The organism is Wenzhouxiangella sp. XN79A (assembly GCF_012272825.1).
GTDB lineage: Bacteria > Pseudomonadota > Gammaproteobacteria > Xanthomonadales > Wenzhouxiangellaceae.
The window spans coordinates 86,468-103,419 of sequence record NZ_JAAWWS010000146.1; the positions used below are offsets into that span (position 1 = coordinate 86,468).

Sequence of the window (16,952 nt, forward strand, 5' to 3'; positions counted from 1 at the left end):
CCGGATCGAAGGGCTGTTGGAGGCCGCTTGCGGGCGAAGGGTGGGCGGGCCGGTTCGCGCGCGAGCGCCCTCCAACAGGTGATCGGTGGCGCTGTTCGACAGGAGCAGGCAGCGGTGCCGCGAATCAGAGCGGGTCGTCTTCGGCCGGTTCGAGCACGAGGTCGAAGATCGCGCCGTTCTGGATGAAGTCGCCGGTGATGCGCTCGAGTTCGTATTCGCCCTTGAATTCGAATCCGAGCGCGTCGGAGCGAACGTGGACGATCTGGTTGTCGAACACTTCGACATCGGACAGCGGCAGCTGGTCGATGTCGTGGTTGGGTACGCCGACGTCTCCGGTCACGCAGTCGTCCTCGGACTGAACGAAGCGGAACAGCAGGATGCGGCCGGCGCCTTCGACCTCGCCGCGCCACTGTCCGGTGAGCCAGCCGACGTCCGGGCAGGACGCGGCATCGCCGGTCTCGGGCGACTGGGCCGCGGCCGGGGCGGCGGTGATCAGGAGGGCGGTTGCAAGCAGGAAGGAGCGGAGATGCATCATCGAGCTCCTGTACGTTTGAAGTGCCCTCATGCTAACGCGCCGATCGGGGGCGTTTCACGAGGTCGGCGGGCAGGCGAGCCGAGACCGGGATCCGGCGGCTTCGGCGTCCGCTGGCAGGTCGGGCGTCCGGACAAGCAGTCGTACAGGCAGCCAGAGGCGCCCGGCTGCCGTAGCGAGCGCCCTGCACGGCGCGAAGGAACAGCGCGGCGCGAGGCCGTGGCCCCGCCCTCGGTCGTCACTCGGACGGGCGCGCCGCCGGGCAGGAGGCCAGCAGGTCGCGAGCCCGATCCCGGGCGCGAAGCGCGGCTGCCGCGGCGGGCACGTCGTCGACGCTGATGACTTCCGCGCCGTTGTCGGCCAGCAGGCGGTAGTCGGCGGTGCCGGCGCGTTCGCCGCGGAAGTCGCCGTAGCTGGTCTCGATGCCGCGCTCGGCAAGCTGCGCGTCCAGCGGCGGGTTGCCGGTGCCGGTGCCGAGCCAGGCGGTGACGCGGGTGAGATCGACGCCGGCGTCGACCAGGCGCTTCAGGTCGCTCTCGTCGTCGAGGCCGACGGAGAACATCAGGTCCGGCAGGCGGCGATGCAGTTCGATGGCGTCGTCGATGGAGTAGGTAATGACGATGCTGCGATCGACGGCGCCGGCCTGCTCGATCGCCCGGGCAATCGTCGCGATGTCGATGCCCTTCAGGTCGATCTGGGCGATGCCGCGGCCGTCCAGGGCGGCCAGCGCGGCGGCCAGCGTGGGCGGGGCTTCCGCGACGAGATCGCCGTCCAGGTCCTCGAGCTGCAGCGCGGCGAACTCGGCGGCGGTCATTTCGGTGACGATGCCCTGCCCGTTCGTGGTGCGGTCGACGGTGCGGTCGTGCATCAGCACCAGCACGCCGTCGGCGGTCCGCGCGACGTCGATTTCCAGGAACACGGCACCGTCGGCCAGCGAGGCCTCGATGGCGCCGAGGCTGTTCTCGGCCGCGCCCGGGCGATCGCCGGCGCGGTGGGCCTGCAGCAGGGTGACGCTCTGCTCGCGGGCGCAGTCGAGGTAAGCGGCCAGGTCGATGCCCTGGAGCCAGCGGTCGGCCTGCGGTGCCCGCTGGGAGGTGGGCGCCAGGCTGCAGGCAGCGAGGAGCAGGGCGAGGACGGCGGCGAAGAGGCTGCGCATGGTCGAGGTCGAGGTCGGGGTCGGGGTCGGTGCCTGGGGCGGGGGCGTACTTTAGCGGGAAACGGGGCTTCGGGGGCGGGGCCAGGTCGTCGATCGGGTGCAGCAAGGAGAATTCCGCCTGCTGGAAGGTGCCTGCGCCCGAATCGATCGGTCGGAACCGACCGCTGAGGACCGTCCGTGCGACGAGGCCCGGCTCAGTCGCGATGGCGCCCCATCAGGGCGTCGGGGTCGCTCGGCGGATCTTCGGCCAGGGCCGCGAACTGGGCCAGGATTCCGGCGGTGTAGCGATAGGGGTCGAAGCCGGCCAGGCCATGGCGCTGATGGAGCGTGTGGAGCTGATCGTGGTTACCGACGTAGCGCATCGCGCCCGGCGGGAAGGTGTGGGTCCGGATTTCCTCGGCGTGCAGCACTTCGACGCGCTTGTGGCGCGGGTCCCGGACCACGTGCTCGACGTAGGCGGCGACGTCCTCGACCGGGCCTTCGATGAGCTGCAGGTAGAACCGGTCGCCGGAGTGGAAGATGCCGCCGACGGCTTCGTGATGGGCGGTGCGCGGTGACGGATAAAGGATGCGCGAGACCTCCAGTTCGGGTCCGCGCGGATCGGCCCAGCTGGAGAAGTCGGCTTCCGAGCAGAACGCGACCCGAACCAGTGCGTCGCGTGGGAAGGTTTCGAGCAGGTTCATGGCGGTCTCCGACAGACGTTCGGTGCACTATGCGCCATTGCCGGCCGCCGAGCATTGACGCGGAGCAATCCGGGCCTCAGGACGAAGGGCCGGGTCGAGTCGACGCCAGGTCGAGCACGACTTCGTGCAGACCGTCGGCGGGCGGGCCGATGTGGAAGCCGAATTCGCGGGCCAGGGTCAGCATGCGGTCGTTGCCGATGAGCACCTGGCCGATCACGGTGGCCAGGCCGAGCGTGCGGCAGTAGGCAATGAGTTTCTGCAGCAGGATGCGACCGAGGCCACGGCCCTTGATGGCCGAGCGGACGACGACGGCGAACTCGGCGCGCTGCCGCTGCGCGTCGATCGCGATGCGAACCACGCCCAGGGTGCGCCGCTCGCCGTCGGTTTCCCTGGCGATGAAGGCCATTTCGCGGTCGTAGTCGATCTGCGTGAAGCGGGCCAGCTGGGTGTGGCTGGGTTCGCGGATGACGCCGAAGAAGCGGAAGCGAACGTCCTCGTCGGACAGGCTGCGGAAGAACTCGGCGTGGGCGGGTTCGTCTTCGGGGCGGATCGGGCGCAGTTCGATCGACCGGCCGTCGAAGTCGATCTGCTCGGCCAGGTGGCCGGGGTACGGCGCGATCGACGGACGCGGCCGGGGCCCGGCGCCCGCCGGCCGCACTGCGATCCGCGCATCGAGCGCGATGACGCTCTCGGGGCCGGCCAGCAGCGGGTTGATGTCGAGCGAGTCGATGATGTCGATGTCGGCGATCAGGCGCGAAACGCGGACCAGCACCTCGCAGATCCGCTCGATGCGCGCCGGTGGATGGTGGCGGTAACCGGCCAGCAGCCGGGCCACGCGGGTTCGCTCGATCTGCCGCCGGGCCAGCGCCATGTTCAGCGGCACCAGGCCCAGCGCGGTGTCGTCGACCACCTCCACCGCCGTACCGCCCTGCCCGAACAGCACGACCGGGCCGAAGATGTCGTCGCTGTGGGCGCCACAGATCAGCTCGTGGCGGCCGGTGGTGTTGTGCATGGCCTGCACGGTGAAGCCTTCGAGCCGGGCGTCGCTGCGGGCCTCGACGCGGCGAGCGATGGCCTGCGCGGCTTCGCGCGCCGCGGCCGGCGACTCCAGGTCGAGCACCACGCCGCCGACGTCGGACTTGTGGGTGATGTCCGATGAAAGCACTTTGACCGCCACCGGAAAGCCGATCGCCTCGGCCTGCTCGGCGGCCTCGTCCGGGCCGTGCGCGATGCGGGTCTCGACGACCGGAATGCCGTAGGCGGCCAGGACGCGCTTGGCCTCGTGTTCGCTGAGCCAACGACGGCCGGCGGCGCGGGCCGGCTCGAGCAGCGCGCGCACGGCGTCGGGATCGGCCGGCGGGTCGCTGGGCCCGGGTCCGGGGGTCTCGATCAGCGCGGCCTGGTTGCTGCGATAGGCGCAGAGGTGGCGGAGGGCCTTGACGGCATCTTCGATCTCGGTGAAGCCCGGTCGGTCGGCGCGAGCGAACACCGAGGCAGCCGCGCGGGCCGATTCACCGCCCAGCCAGCAGCCGAACACCGACCGCTCCGGGGCGCCGCCGGGCGCTCGGCGCCGGTCGAGAAACGTCACGACCTGTTCGGCCACGGATTCGCTGTCGGCCATGGAGGTCGGGGCGTGCACCAGCAGCACGGCATCGACGCCGGCATCCTCGAGCAGCGGCTCGAGAGCATCGAGATAGCGCTCCGGCGGGGCGTCGCCGATGATGTCGACCGGGTTGTTGCGCGACCAGTGGGCCGGCAGGCGTTCGTGCAGCGCGGCCAGGGTCCGCTCCTCCAGCCGCGCCAGCTGGCCGCCGCTGCGCACCCAGGCGTCGGTGGCCAGGATGCCGGGGCCGCCGCCATTGGTCAGGATGACCAACCGTTCGCAGGCGGCCGGGCGCGGCCGGGACAGCACTTCGGCCATGCCGAACAGGTCTTCCAGGCCGTCGACGCGCAGCGCGCCGGCCCGCGCGATGGCGGCATCGAAGACCTCGTCGCTGCCGGCCAGCGCGCCGGTGTGCGATGCGGCCGCCCGCGCGCCCTCCGGCGCCCGGCCCGATTTGACGATGACCAGCGGCTTGTTGCGCGCCGCGGCGCGTGTGGCGGACATGAATTTGCGGCCTTCGGCCAGCGATTCCATGTACAGCAGGATGGCCCGGGTCTTCGGGTCGTTACCCAGCCAGTCGATCACATCGCCGATGTCGATGTCCAGGCAATTGCCCAGCGAGACGAAGCAGGAAAACCCGATGTCGCGCTCGCCGGCCCACTCCAGCGCCGCGGTGGCCAGCGCGCCCGACTGGGTGACGAAGGCCACGTGTCCCGGCTCCGCGGTGTTGGGCGCGAAGCTGGCGTTGACCGCGTGGTGAGGCAGGATGATGCCGACGCTGTTGGGCCCCAGCAGGCGCAGGCCATGGCGCCCGGCGGCCGCGAGCAGTTGCTCCTCCAGGTCTTCACCGGCCTCGGCGAAACCAGCCGAGAGAATGACCGCGGCCCGCACGCCGAGGCCGCCGGCGCGGTCGATCAGCTCGGGAATGACCGCCGCCGGGGTGCAGACCACGATCAGCTCGGGCACCTCGGGCAGCCGGTCGAGCCGACGATGGACCGGCAGCCCCTGGACGTGGTCGTGGCGGAGGTTGACCGCGTACAGCGCGCCCTGGAAGCCACCGCCGATCAGATTGGCCAGCACCGCCCGACCGACGCTGCCTTCACGATCGGACGCCCCGATCACGGCGATCGAGCGCGGACGGAACAGCGAGTCGAGATGGCGGACGGACATGATCGTCGAACCGGGGGCCGGTTGGGGGTGATCATGGCACAGAGGAGTGGGGGCTCGCTACCGGGTGCGGGTCCCGGGTTCCGGTTCCTCGATCGAGCACATCGGCAGCGATCCACCTGTGGGAGCCCGTACCGCGCGCGAAGGGTTTGCGCTCGTCCGACCAAACGACCAACCGACAGATTCCCCCTTCGCCCGCAAGCGGCCCGCAACGGGCGAGGCCGCCCGGACGAATCCGGTTCGACGTCGGGAGGCTGCCGGCGCGCCGGGCAGGACGACTCAGCTGGCCCTGGCCGGCTCGGTGGTCGTTTCGGCAGCCAGGCCGACGAAGGCGGCGATCATTTCGGCACTGTAGCGGTACGGGTCGAAGGCCTCGAAGCCGTGCTGCCGGTGCAGCTCGTGAAGCTGCTCGTGGGTGCCGACATGGCGCAGCGTGCCGGGTCGGAACGCGCGCTGTTCGATGGCGTCGGCACAGATCAAGTGGAACCGGGTGTGCCGCGGGTCGTGTTCGGTGCGCATGAGGTACCACTCGACGCTTTCGACGGGGCCCTCGATGACCTGGAGATAGTACCGATCGCCGGAATGGAAGACACCGCCGAGCACCTGGAAGTGCAGGCTCTGGGGGGCCGGATAGAGGATCCGGGAGACTTCGAGTTCCGGCCCGCGCGGGTCGGCCCAGTGGCTGAAGTTGGCTTCGGAGCAGAACGCCGCGCGCACCATCGCACCCGGCTTGAAGCGATCGGTGAGGTTCATCGGCAGTTCTCTCGGGGTCCGGACCATGGCGTTATCTTGACCCGGCCCGACGGGGCGCGTTTTGACTCGGCGCAATTGCCCGGGCGGGCGTCAGAATTCCGAGGAACATTCGGCGCGGTCGCTCTTGCGACGGCGCTCGCCGGTGTACTCCGGCTCGTCGATGGGCGACGGCTCGGATTCGCCGGCGACCGACAGGCGATCGCGCCCTTCGCGCTTGGCCACGTACAGCGCGTTGTCGGCCGAGCGGGTCAGTTCCTTGACCTCGCGCTGAGCCAGGTCGGCGGCAAAGGCCAGGCCGAGGCTGGCGGTGACGCGCAGCATCGGAAAGCCCTCGAACTGCAGGTGACCGATCGCTGCACGTGCGCTTTCGCACCAGTGCACCACCGCATCGCGCGGCCGGCCGTTGAACACGGCAATGAACTCCTCGCCACCGAACCGGGCCACGAAGATCTTCTCGTCGCTGCGCTCCATCAGCTCGGTCGCCACCGCCTCGAGGACCAGGTCGCCGATGTCGTGACCGTAGCGATCGTTGACCGCCTTGAAGTAGTCGAGATCGAGGATCGCAACGGCCAGGTCGTCGGGCCGCGCCGGGTGCTCGATTTCCGAATCCAGGCGCTGGACGGCGCGGCGGCGGTTCGGCAGGCCGGTCAGAGCATCGGTTTCCGACAGCCGACGGAACGCGGCGCTGCGACCGCGCTGCAGAAGCCCGAAGCCGAGCAGGCCGGCGGCGATCAGCCCACCGAGCACGATGATGCCCAGCCGCCACGCCGCCCTGGCGCGTTCCTCGGCCAGCTCGCGCTGGGTCGATTCGTAGCGGTAGCGGGCGTTGAGCACGTCCATGCGGCGTGCGTCCAGGCGCCGTTCGAGCTCGGCGTCGCCGTCGATCGAGCGCTGCAGCAGGTCGAGCGCGGCGGCCAGGTCGCCGCGCTCGCGCGCGATCTCGCTGCCGAGCCGGGCCACGCGGGCCTGACGGCGCGGGTCGTCCATGGCCTCGGCCCGGACGGCCGCCGCGGCCGCGGCCTCGGCCGCGCGCTCGAGGTGTCCATCGCGGCCGGGCTCGGGCATTCGACGGGCCAGCGCCAGGTGGGTGCGCGCCGCGATCTCTTCGAGAAAGGCCGCCGCGCGGGCCTCTCCCGGCGGCAGCAGCGACCAGGCCTGCTCCAGTTCGGCCAGCGCTTCGGGCCGGCCCTGCTGGCCGAACAGCCAGGCGCGGTACATGCGGGCCATCGCCTGGCCGCGCAGGTCGTCGTCCCGGGCGTAGACCGAAAGCGCCTCGGCCAGGTTCGCTTCCGCGACCTCCAGGTCGCCCTCCCGCACGGCGATGTAGCCGAGGTTGTTGTAGATCGCGCCCAGCCCGCGGGTCAGCCCGTGCTCGAGCTTCAGGGCCAGCGAACGTTGCAGGTACTCGGCCGCCGCGTCGGTGCGCTCGACCTCGCCGAGCGCGCTGGCCATGTTGCTGAGCAGCGCCGAGGCACGGGCGACATCGCCGACCGACTCGTAGTAGCGGTGGGCGGTCTGCAGGTGGACCAGGGCCTCGTCGGTGAAGCCGGCCAGGGCGTAGGCGATGCCCAGATCGGTGCCCGCGCGCGCGGCAAGGTCCTCGCGCCCGGCGAGTTCGGCCCGTTCATTGGCCGAACGCATTCGTTCGATGGCTTTGCCGAAGCGTCCGGCGCGCCGATCCAGGGTGCCGAGCACGATCTCGGCCCAGAAGGCCTGCTCGTGGGTATCGGCATCGGCCAGCCGACCGGTCACGCGTGCCCGCACCGTTTCCGGATCGTCGCCGGCCTCGCGCAACGCTTCGGCCACCCAGGCCGGCGCCGCCGTCTGCGCGTCGACCGCCGCGACGGGGCCGGCTGCCAGCACGCTCAGCAGGCAGGCCAGGGCGTACCCGCAGAGCGGGCCGATCGATGTTGCTGGTTTCATTGAGGCGGGCGTTGAACGACGACTGCGGGAAAACTACCACATGTGGTCGTGTTCCTGACACGAAACCGACGTTCGCGCGCCCGCCCCACCCCGGCTGCGCTACGCTTTGCGCTGGACCGCGCTGCCCGACCCCGAGCCCCCATGAACATCCCCGCCGAGTTCCTTCCCGCCTGGCTGCAGGTCGCCGCCCTGGCGCTGTTCCTGCCGCTCGTGGCCTGGCAGGCCTGGGGCGCGGGCTGGCGGTTGCTGCATCGAAATGCGCTGGAACACGTCTATATCGGCGCGGTGGCCCTGCTGACCGGGTTGTGGTGGCTGAAGGTCCAGTCGCTGGCCGGGCTGGAGCTGCACTTCCTGGCCATCAGCGCAATGGTGCTGGTGTTCGGCTGGCGACTGGCAATGGTCGGCGGCGCCGCGGCGCTGATCGCCCTGACCGCCGCCGGCAGCCACGACTGGGCAGCACTGGGCGTCAACGGCCTGCTGACCGTGGCGCTGCCGGTGGTCCTGGCCAACCGGCTGCACGCGCTGGTCTACCGCCGCTTTCCGAAGCACTTCTTCGTCTACGTGATCATCTCCGCGCACTTCAGCTCGATGCTGGTGATCGCCGTGACCATGACCGCCGGCGGCGTGCTGCTGTGGGCACTGGACGTGTACCCGTGGAGCCGGATCATCAACGACTACCTGATGTTCCTGCCGATCGCGATGCTTCCGGAAGGCTTCCTCAACGGCGCGATCATGTCGATGCTGGCGGCCTGGAAGCCGGAGTGGGTCCGGTCGTTCGATGACAGGGACTACATCGACGGGAAGTAGGGGTAGCGCCAGGGCGGGAGACTCGAGGGGTTCAGGGTTCCGGTTCTCGTTCGCGGTCGTTTCGGCTTTTCTTCTTCGCCAGCATCCTCTTGCGGATCGCAAGCCGTTGCCGGGTCGTTGGTTGCCTTCGTTCGGCGAGCGATTGCATCGCGAGGGTCTGGGTTCGCCTGCCGCGCCCCGCGACGACGGGGCTGGAGCGGGCGGTCCGGTCTGCCCGTTCGGCGCGGACCCTCGTCGTCGACGAGCCGATGAGTCGGCGATCGATTGATCAGGATCGGGCATGGCTTACGTGATCCTTCCTCGAACCCGTTTGATTGCCCATCGAGGGGCAGGAGCCATGAAATCGATTCGATCGAGTGCGGCGGCGTTGGCCGTCCTGATGTTCACAAGCGCCCAGGCCGGGCCCCTGCACCGCGCCGAGACCGGCATCGGCAGCGCGGTGATCGTGCCGTACTGGACGGTGCATGCCGAGCAGGATTCGCTGTTGACGGTACGCAATGACGCCGAGGAACCCAGCGCGGTGCGGGTGCGCGTGCTCGACGAGGAAGGCGAGGTCCGGCTGGCGCTGGGTCTGTACCTGAACGCGCGCGACCAGTGGATCGCGGCGATCACCCGCGTCGATGGGGTGACGGAGCTGCGCGCCCCGGATGCCTCGTGCGTGCTGCTGGAAAACGGCATGGGCACGTCCGGCACCACGTCGAATCCGCTCAGGATCGATCTGGGCGACGCCCCGGCCGGCTCGGTCGAGATCGTCGAGATGGCTCGGGCGCAGCTCGAAAGCCAGGCGGTGCCGAACGGCCGGTGGCCCGGTTGCGCGACGATCGCCCAGCGGTTCGTCGATGGAATGTGGAGCCAGGACCCGAACGCCGGGCTGGCCGCGCCCGCCGACCGGATCGGCGCGACGATCTCGATTCTGCGCGTGGGCGGCGGCACGATGAGCACGATCGACGGCACCGCCCTCGCCGGCTTCAGCGACGAGGCCCAGCACGCACCGGCCAGCGCCCTGGGCCCGGACCTTTCGAAGGCCGTCGACAGCGAGGCCGGGTTCGGCCAGGTCCGCAGCCGGGTCTGCTTCGAGGATAGCTGCCGGGTCGACACCTGGAGCGAGCCGCTCGAGGCCGTCGCGGCTGCACTGACTGCGGTGGCCGTCCACGCGGAAATTTCGATTCCGCCGGGCGCCAACGGCAGGACCGACATCGTGATCCACCGACCGCTGGAGCGCTACGAGACCCAGCCGGGGTATTTCACCGAAACGCGCGCCGGGCTGCGCGTGGTCGATCGCAACGGCGTTCGGGTGCTTGGCACCAGCGGCCTGGCGCGGATCAACCACGGACAGATCCTGCAGGTGCTGGGCTTCGACCTCGAGGCCGTGATCCTCGATCCGCCGGTCGCCGTGCCGTCGCCGGTCCTCGGCCACCCGGGCCTGCCGGAGTTTCCGATGACCCCGCTGGTCCAGGCCGGAACCGACGGCGGGATCGCCGAGATCCGCTTCGAAAGCGCGATCGTGCCGCCGGTGGAGCTGACGGCATCGGACGGGCATCGCTACATCGGCGAGGCAGTGATCGCCTTCGGTGTCCAGCAGTTCACCAACGGCAACATCGATATCGGCGGTCCGCAGACGGTGCTGTCGAACTACCGCGGCACGATCACGCCCCGGCTCGAACGCCGACTCGGTCCGCCGCTGTTCTGATCCGCCCCGCCACGGGTCGGCGAACCGGCCGCGATGCCCCGGGCGTCGCGGCCGGTCGTCGTGTCGGACCCGCGATCGCGACGCCGACGGATTCGACTGCCGGAGGGCGCTCGCGCGCGAACCGGTCGGGCCACCCTTCGCCCGCAAGCGGCCTCCAACAGGCCTTCGATCGGGCGGTCCGCTGACTTCGCCTGTTGGAGGGAGCTTGCTCGCGAACCGGGCGGGCCGCCCTTCGCCCGCAAGCGGCCTCCAACAGGCCTTCGATCCGGCGCCGGTGCTGATTCGCCTGTTGGAGGGCGCTTGCTCGCGAACCGATCGGGCCGCCCTTCGCCCGCAAGCGGCCTCCAACAGGTGAATCGAGCCGCCTCGCTTTGATCGACTGTTGGAGGGCGCTCGAGCGCGAACCGGTCGGGCCGCCCTTCGCCCGCGAGCGGCCTCCAACAGGTGAATCGAGCCGCCTCGCTTTGATCGACTGTTGGAGGGCGCTTGCGCGCGAACCGGTCGGGCCGCCCTTCGCCCGCGAGCGGCCTCCAACAGGCCTTCGATCGGGCGGTCCGCTGACTTCGCCTGTTGGAGGGCGCTTGCGCGCGAACCGGTCGGGCCATCCTTCGCCCGCGAGCGGCCTCCAACAGGCCTTCGTTCGGGCGTTGCGCTGGCTTCGCCTGTTGGAGGGAGCTTGCTCGCGAACCGATCGGGCCACCCTTCGCCCGCGAGCGGCCTCCAACAGGCCTTCGGTCGGGCGGTCCGCTGGCTTCGCCTGTTGGAGGGAGCTTGCTCGCGAACCGGCCGGACCACCCTTCGCCCGCAAGCGGCCTCCAACAGGTGAATCGCGCCGCCTCGCCCTGATCGACTGTGGGAGGGCGCTTGCGCGCGAACCGGTCGGGCCGCCCTTCGCCCGCAAGCGGCCTCCCCACAGGAAGACGTTCACGGGGATGGCCGCGAGCGTGCTGCGCCGGTAGGGTCTACGGCGCTTGCGCGCGAACGGCGACGGCGACGCCGGGGTGGTCCGTGAACAGGGCTTCGACCCGGAGTTCGTGGATGAACAGGCCCAGCATCGCTTCGAGCGTGACGCCTTCGGGCATCGACTCGCGACGGAAGGTGAACGGATGGACGACCAGTCCGCGTTCGCGGGCGGCCTGCAGGTGCACCGACGGGACGACGCCGTCGTCGGTTCGCTCGAGGAGCCGCGCCAGCGGCGGACCGACGCCGTCGGCGTAGGCCGCGACGGCATCGAGGCCGTCGGCGGCCCACATCGCGTCCCAGTCGACGTCCTCGTAGCCGGCCCATTCGCGCTCGGCCAGAAGCTGGATCAGCGTGAAGCGGTCGCCGTGGGCGTCACGGAGGTCGCGCAGCGTTTCGGGCTCGAAGCACTGGATCCAGACCGGCAGGTCGTCGGACGGCAGGGCGTGCCGGTCGAGGACGGCGACGACCGCCGCGGCGATGTCCTGCCCGTGGTCGCGGTGGAAGGACGGAAACTTCAGCTCCGGGTACAGCCCGACCCGCCGGCCGGTCGAGCGGTTCAGCGATCGGGTGGTCTCGACCAGGGCCTCGAGCGTGACGATCCCGAAGCGGCCCTGCCCGACCGGCCAGCGATCCGGATAGCGCGCCTGGCCGGTCTCCGGTTCGACCCGCTCGCCGAAGTTCAGCCGCTCGAGCTCGGCCAGCGTGAAGTCGATCGCGTAGTGAAGCCCGTCGTCGCGCGCGCGACCCGGGAAGACCTGCGCCACGTCGCTGGTCGCATCGAGCGTCCGGTCGTGCAGCGCGACCGGCACGCCGTCGCGGGTCAGCACCAGGTCCGGCTCCAGAAAATCCGCGCCCTGCCCGTAGGCCAGCAGGTAGGCCGCCATCGTGTGCTCCGGCAGATGGGCCGACGCGCCGCGATGGGCGATGATGCGGGTGTCGGCCAGCGCCGTGGCGCTCACCGTGGCGGCCATGAACAGAACCATCCAGCGCATGCGGAAACTCCGGGAGGCATGGCGATAGCGTAGGCGATGAACGTGTCGGTATTCTTGCAGGGAAAGTGCGGCGAGGGAACGAACCGCCGATCGGTCGCCGGCGATGGGTTCGACTGTCCGAGGGCGCTTGCGCGCGAACCGGTCGGGCCACCCTTCGCCCGCGAGCGGCCTCCAACAGGCCTTCGATCGGGCGTTGCGCTGGCTTCGCCTTTTGGAGGGCGCTTGCGCGCGAACCGGTCGGGCCGGCCTTCGCCCGCGAGCGGCCTCCAACAGACCTTCGTTCGGGCGTTGCGCTGGCTTCGCCTGTTGGAGGGCGCTTGCTCGCGAACCGGCCGGACCACCCTTCGCCCGCAAGCGGCCTCCAACAGGCCTTCGTTCGGGCGTTGCGCTGGCTTCGCCTTTTGGAGGGCGCTTGCGCGCGAACCGGTCGGGCCGGCCTTCGCCCGCGAGCGGCCTCCAACAGGCCTTCGGTCGGGCGTTGCGCTGATTTTTCTGTTGGAGGGAGCTTGCTCGCGAACCGGACGGGGCGCCCTTCGCCCGCAAGCGGCCTCCAACAGGCCTTCGATCGGGCGTTGCGCTGATTTTTCTGTTGGAGGGAGCTTGCTCGCGAACCGGTCGGGCCGGCCTTCGCCCGCGAGCGGCCTCCAACAGGCCTTCGTTCGTGCGGTCCGCTGGCTTCGCCTGTTGGAGGGCGCTCGCGCGCGAACCGGTCGGGCCATCCTTCGCCCGCGAGCGGCCTCCAACAGACCTTCGATCCGGCGCCGGCGCTGATTTTCCTGTTGGAGGGCGCTTGCGCGCGAACCGGTCGGGCCGCCCTTCGCCCGCGAGCGGCCTCCAACGGGCCTTCGATCGGGCGTTGCGCTGATTTTCCTGTTGGAGGGCGCTTGCGCGCGAACGGCCGGGCCACCGTTCGCCGGTAATCGGCCTCCCCCAGGCCTTCGTTCGAGATCGGTGATGGTTCCGGCTGCGGGAGGGCGGATTCCGCGCGAAACGGTCGCTACTGGTAGATGGTCAGCACATAGTCGCCGGTGGCGTCGGACAGGGCGGTGACGTAGATCGTGTGGGCGCCGGTTTCGAACAGGCGGACGATGAGTTCGCTGTTGGTGCCGTCGGTGCCGTCGTCGTTGCGGCCCAGGTTGGTGCCGTCGGGGTTGGCGATGTAGACGACGGTATCGAAATCGTCCGACTCCAGCGCGATCGACACGGTGTCGCCGGCCTGGCCTTCGATTTCGTAGGCGTCGTAGAGCTGGCCGTCGTAGGCCCGCGGGTCGTCGGGGGTAAGCGCACCCTCGTGCCGGACGACGTTCTCGGTGCTCAGCGGCTCGACCGCCAGCGTGTAGCGGCCGTCGGCGCTGCCCAGGCTGCCGGCCGTGATGGTGACGGTGCCGGCCTCGCGGAAGCTGTACTGCAGCCGGCTGTTGTAGCCCTCGTCGCCGCCGTCGTCGTCGGTGTACTCGTTGCCCGCCGAATCGGTGAGGGTGAGGAAGGCATCGAAGTCGTAGGACTTCAGGTCGATGACCACGCGGTCACCGGACTGGCCGACGACCTGGTACCGATCGCCCGTGCCGCCGATCAGGCGACCCTGGACCGTATCGCCGATCGCCATCGTGGCCGCCGGCGGCAGCGCCCGGACGATCAGTCTGTAACCGCCCTCGGCGGCGCTGCCGGACAGCGGACTGACTTCGACGCTGACGGTGCCGCCGGTGGCGAAGGTCCGCACGAAACCGGCATCGAGGCCGTCGTAGTCGTCGTTGTACAGCGACTCGCCGTTGGGCAGCGTGGCGTTCAGGGTGGTGTCGGCGCCCACGCCGATCCCGCGCGCGATGACTTCGATGGTCTGCCCGGCCTCGACGTCGAAACGGTGCTCGTTGGGCGAACCGGCGCCGAAGCGGCCCTCGGCGGTGAGGATCTCGGTCTGGCCCTGCGCCGCGACGGTCCACGACAGCCCCGCAGCGATCACGGAAGCAGCGATGATTCGATTCATGGGAACTCCCGGTTCCGATTGACTCCGCCGATGAGTATACGGCGAAGGGCAGTGCCCGCCGATGTCGATGCGGTGCGCAGCAGGACAATGCCGATTCCGGCGGCGGCAACGGGAAACCGAACCAGCGCCACCCGACGGCGCAGAGCTTCCTGACGCGCCACGCGCCCCCGTGCACGAATGCACTGAAAACCGGAAACCCGGGCACTGAATCCCACCCTCCCCAGCCCCCGCCCCAAAGCCGCTATCCTTTCTGCAACTCCATCGAGGAACCCGCCATGAATCGTCGTGAACTGGTCGAAGCGCTGTTCGAGGAATTCGACAAGAACAAGGACGGGGTGATCTCGCGCGGGGAGTTCGTCGACCTGATCGATTGCCTGCTGGGCCAGCACGGAGTGAAGACCCGGCAGGAGATCTTCGACGAGTTCGACGCCAATCACGACAACGTGATCTCGCGCGACGAGCTGGTCGATCTGATCATCGAGTACGCGATCTGACCGCCACTTCCGATCTGCGCCTCTTTTCCGGAGTCTCGATCCGCCGTTCCTTGCGCTGCTGATCTTGCCGATCACCGGGCGGCTGACGACGGGCGCGGCACAGCCCTGGCGCTGGCCATGCCGGTGTCCTTCCGACGCGCCGGAAGGAATCGGATGACTTCGCCGTGAGCGCAAGCGAACGTCCCGCATCGCGATGGCCCGTCGTCGCCCCGCCAACGAGGGCGGACCGACCCGGATCGCCGGACCGCCGCTTCAGATGTACGGCGCGCCGTAGAAGTTCCAGCGCCACAGGATCCACGCCATTGCCGCCAGCGCCAGCGCGAAGGCGCTGTAGTGCAGCCGGCGGAAGACGCCCCAGTTCGAGCCCCGCCATGCCGGCCACAGACCGAACAGCGCCAGCGCCGCGGCCGCGGCAAGCCCGTAGCCGGCGAACGCGAAGGCCTGGACCGATCCGGGCGGATAGGTCGTGAAGTCGGCCGCATCGAGCGACGACAGCGCAATGAGCGCCACGATGCCGAAGGCAATGTAGAGCAGCACCATGCAGGCCGCCACGAACGCGGCCAGCGCAGCGCGGCGGCCCGCGGCGCTGCGCTCGGGCACCTGCCGGAAGCGGCGCCAGAAGCCCAGCAGCGTGGTCAGGGTCAGCAGAATCGCGGCCCCCGCGATCACGCCCACGGTGGCCGGCGACTCGACGCCGGCCACGCGCTCGTGGCTGTGCACGCCCGAGTGGTCCTGGAGCGCGACGACGGCACCGTCGGCGTCGCGCACGAACCGGATGCGCGCGCCGCGCGCGTTCTCGAACAGGTCCGGCGCGCCCTCGACCGGCGCGTACCGGTAGGCCGTCTCGCCGTCGTGGACCAGCAGTTCGCCGTCGTCGGTTGCCTCGACCGACATCGACACCGACATCGCGAAGGCACGCATCATTGTGGTGAACGAGCGGCGGTTGTTGATGTAGGCGCCGGCGTAGTCGGACAGGCCCTCGGCCGGGCGCAGCGCGCCGCTCACCGGCGCGACGCCGGCCAGCTCGGCGGCCCGCTCGATGAGCCGATCGGTGATGGCCCCGACCGCCGCATAGCCGCCCTGGCCCGAGTTCTGGGAGACGAACACGCCGATGCCCAGATCGGGCGCCAGCATCATGTTCGAGTTGAACATGCCGGTCGAACCGCCGTGGCCGACCACGCGGATGCCGCGCAGGGTCCGGGACTGGAACCCGTGTGACACGCCGGAGGCCGCTTCGGGGCCGTCGAAGGCGCGCTGCCACAGCACGGCGTGGGTTTCCGGCGAAAGCAGCCGCACACCTTCGAGCTCGCCGCGATTCAGGTGGAAGCGCATCCAGCGCGCCATGTCCGCGGCGGTCGAAGCGATCGCGCCGGCCGGCGCGAACGGCCCGATCTGCATCGGCTCGCCGGCCAGGTGACGTCCGTCGCTGTATTCGTGACCGGTCGCCATCTGCTCGGCCAGCGGCGCCTCGAGCCGGGCCGGTGCGACGATGGTGGTGTTGGCCATGCCCAGCGGCGCCAGCAGGTCCTCGGCGAGCAGATCGGCGAACGCCTTGCCCGCGACCTGCTCGACGATGTGCGCCGCCAGCGCGGAGCCCCAGTTCGAATACGAGGTCCGCGCACCCGGCGGATGGACCCGGGCCGGCCGGGTCTCGGCCAGCGCCCGGGCCAGCGATCGGGGGTCGTCGTCGGCGAAGGTGAAGACCTTGATCGAGTCCTCGAACCCGGCGGTATGGGTCATCAGGTGGCGCATCGTGACCGGTGCGTCGAAGGCCGCTTCGATCTCGAAGGCGTCGAGGTAGTCGTTGACGTCGGCGTCCAGGTCCAGCCGACCGGCCTCGACCTGCATCATGGCCGCGGTCCAGATGAAGGTCTTGGAAATCGACCCGATCCGGAACAGCGTGGTCTGCGGATCGACCGGGGCGCCGGATTCGGCGTCGGCGTAGCCGTAGCCGCGCAGCACGCGGACCGCGTCGGGCGCGGTCACGGCCAGCGTGAGCCCCGGCAGGTTCTTGTCGTAGCGGTAGGCGGCGACCAGCCCGTCGGCGAACCCGAGCAAGGGGTCGGCCGGGGCCTGCGCTGTCGGGCCGGGCGAAACGGGCTCGGCGGCGGGCGACGGTTCCCGGGCCGGCGCGGCCGCGACCAGGGCAAGCAACATGGGCAATGCGATCCAGCGAATCAGCAGGGTCATGCGGCAATCTCCGAA

At 70.2% G+C, this 16,952-nt stretch carries 12 protein-coding genes; 3 read left to right on the forward strand and 9 right to left on the reverse strand.

Annotated elements, in window-relative coordinates; all coding sequences use genetic code 11:
• Positions 1 to 124 precede the first annotated feature (124 nt).
• The 6 genes from HFP89_RS08330 to HFP89_RS16165 all read right to left on the reverse strand — a co-directional run bounded on the left by HFP89_RS08330 (position 125) and on the right by HFP89_RS16165 (position 7,817).
• A complete protein-coding gene (locus tag HFP89_RS08330) occupies positions 125 to 532 on the reverse strand; it encodes a hypothetical protein (protein ID WP_168717195.1) in 408 nt (135 codons plus the stop codon).
• Between the two features lie 238 nt (positions 533 to 770).
• Positions 771 to 1,688 (reverse strand): glycerophosphodiester phosphodiesterase family protein, encoded by a 918-nt coding sequence (locus HFP89_RS08335; protein ID WP_168717196.1) that lies wholly within the window; start codon positions 1,686 to 1,688, stop codon positions 771 to 773.
• A gap of 194 nt (positions 1,689 to 1,882) precedes the next feature.
• Complete coding sequence (locus HFP89_RS08340) at positions 1,883 to 2,371, reverse strand: BLUF domain-containing protein (protein ID WP_168717197.1); 489 nt, start codon at positions 2,369 to 2,371, stop codon at positions 1,883 to 1,885.
• Positions 2,372 to 2,447: 76 nt separating this feature from the next.
• Positions 2,448 to 5,144 (reverse strand): bifunctional acetate--CoA ligase family protein/GNAT family N-acetyltransferase, encoded by a 2,697-nt coding sequence (locus tag HFP89_RS08345; protein WP_168717198.1) that lies wholly within the window; start codon positions 5,142 to 5,144, stop codon positions 2,448 to 2,450.
• A 276-nt stretch (positions 5,145 to 5,420) separates the two neighbouring features.
• Positions 5,421 to 5,894 carry a BLUF domain-containing protein gene (locus HFP89_RS08350; RefSeq protein ID WP_168717199.1) on the reverse strand — a complete coding sequence of 158 codons (474 nt, stop codon included), beginning with the start codon at positions 5,892 to 5,894 and terminating at the stop codon, positions 5,421 to 5,423.
• 90 nt (positions 5,895 to 5,984) lie between these two features.
• Positions 5,985 to 7,817 carry a GGDEF domain-containing protein gene (locus HFP89_RS16165; RefSeq protein ID WP_168717200.1) on the reverse strand — a complete coding sequence of 611 codons (1,833 nt, stop codon included), beginning with the start codon at positions 7,815 to 7,817 and terminating at the stop codon, positions 5,985 to 5,987.
• 141 nt (positions 7,818 to 7,958) lie between these two features.
• On the opposite strand from HFP89_RS16165, the gene HFP89_RS08360 reads away from it, so the two are divergent.
• A complete protein-coding gene (locus HFP89_RS08360; protein WP_168717201.1) occupies positions 7,959 to 8,624 on the forward strand; it encodes an energy-coupling factor ABC transporter permease in 666 nt (221 codons plus the stop codon).
• A gap of 337 nt (positions 8,625 to 8,961) precedes the next feature.
• Positions 8,962 to 10,314, forward strand: coding sequence for a hypothetical protein (locus tag HFP89_RS08365; RefSeq protein ID WP_168717202.1), 1,353 nt, complete (start codon positions 8,962 to 8,964; stop codon positions 10,312 to 10,314).
• Positions 10,315 to 11,276: 962 nt separating this feature from the next.
• Here the strand turns inward: HFP89_RS08365 and glpQ are convergent.
• On the reverse strand, positions 11,277 to 12,269 hold the full coding sequence (gene glpQ / locus HFP89_RS08370; protein ID WP_168717203.1) for a glycerophosphodiester phosphodiesterase: 993 nt from the start codon (positions 12,267 to 12,269) through the stop codon (positions 11,277 to 11,279).
• A 997-nt stretch (positions 12,270 to 13,266) separates the two neighbouring features.
• Positions 13,267 to 14,253 (reverse strand): hypothetical protein, encoded by a 987-nt coding sequence (locus HFP89_RS08375; protein ID WP_168717204.1) that lies wholly within the window; start codon positions 14,251 to 14,253, stop codon positions 13,267 to 13,269.
• Between the two features lie 275 nt (positions 14,254 to 14,528).
• On the opposite strand from HFP89_RS08375, the gene HFP89_RS08380 reads away from it, so the two are divergent.
• Positions 14,529 to 14,747, forward strand: a complete 219-nt coding sequence (locus HFP89_RS08380; RefSeq protein WP_168717205.1) for an EF-hand domain-containing protein — start codon at positions 14,529 to 14,531, stop codon at positions 14,745 to 14,747.
• A gap of 252 nt (positions 14,748 to 14,999) precedes the next feature.
• On the opposite strand, the gene HFP89_RS08385 is transcribed toward HFP89_RS08380, so the two are convergent.
• Entirely contained in the window at positions 15,000 to 16,937 is a 1,938-nt protein-coding gene (locus tag HFP89_RS08385; RefSeq protein ID WP_168717206.1) for a serine hydrolase domain-containing protein, read from the reverse strand.
• Between the last annotated feature and the right edge of the window lie 15 nt (positions 16,938 to 16,952).

What these genes read in the sequence shown, in the direction of transcription:
- HFP89_RS08375 (WP_168717204.1), bottom strand. Translation starts at nt 14,253, where the DNA reads ATGAATCGAATCATCGCTGCTTCCGTGATCGCTGCGGGGCTGTCGTGG.
- HFP89_RS08350 (WP_168717199.1), bottom strand. Translation starts at nt 5,894, where the DNA reads ATGAACCTCACCGATCGCTTCAAGCCGGGTGCGATGGTGCGCGCGGCG.
- HFP89_RS08345 (WP_168717198.1), bottom strand. Translation starts at nt 5,144, where the DNA reads ATGTCCGTCCGCCATCTCGACTCGCTGTTCCGTCCGCGCTCGATCGCC.
- HFP89_RS08340 (WP_168717197.1), bottom strand. Translation starts at nt 2,371, where the DNA reads ATGAACCTGCTCGAAACCTTCCCACGCGACGCACTGGTTCGGGTCGCG.
- HFP89_RS08365 (WP_168717202.1), top strand. Translation starts at nt 8,962, where the DNA reads ATGAAATCGATTCGATCGAGTGCGGCGGCGTTGGCCGTCCTGATGTTC.
- HFP89_RS08360 (WP_168717201.1), top strand. Translation starts at nt 7,959, where the DNA reads ATGAACATCCCCGCCGAGTTCCTTCCCGCCTGGCTGCAGGTCGCCGCC.
- HFP89_RS08335 (WP_168717196.1), bottom strand. Translation starts at nt 1,688, where the DNA reads ATGCGCAGCCTCTTCGCCGCCGTCCTCGCCCTGCTCCTCGCTGCCTGC.
- HFP89_RS08380 (WP_168717205.1), top strand. Translation starts at nt 14,529, where the DNA reads ATGAATCGTCGTGAACTGGTCGAAGCGCTGTTCGAGGAATTCGACAAG.
- HFP89_RS16165 (WP_168717200.1), bottom strand. Translation starts at nt 7,817, where the DNA reads ATGAAACCAGCAACATCGATCGGCCCGCTCTGCGGGTACGCCCTGGCC.
- HFP89_RS08330 (WP_168717195.1), bottom strand. Translation starts at nt 532, where the DNA reads ATGCATCTCCGCTCCTTCCTGCTTGCAACCGCCCTCCTGATCACCGCC.
- glpQ (WP_168717203.1), bottom strand. Translation starts at nt 12,269, where the DNA reads ATGCGCTGGATGGTTCTGTTCATGGCCGCCACGGTGAGCGCCACGGCG.
- HFP89_RS08385 (WP_168717206.1), bottom strand. Translation starts at nt 16,937, where the DNA reads ATGACCCTGCTGATTCGCTGGATCGCATTGCCCATGTTGCTTGCCCTG.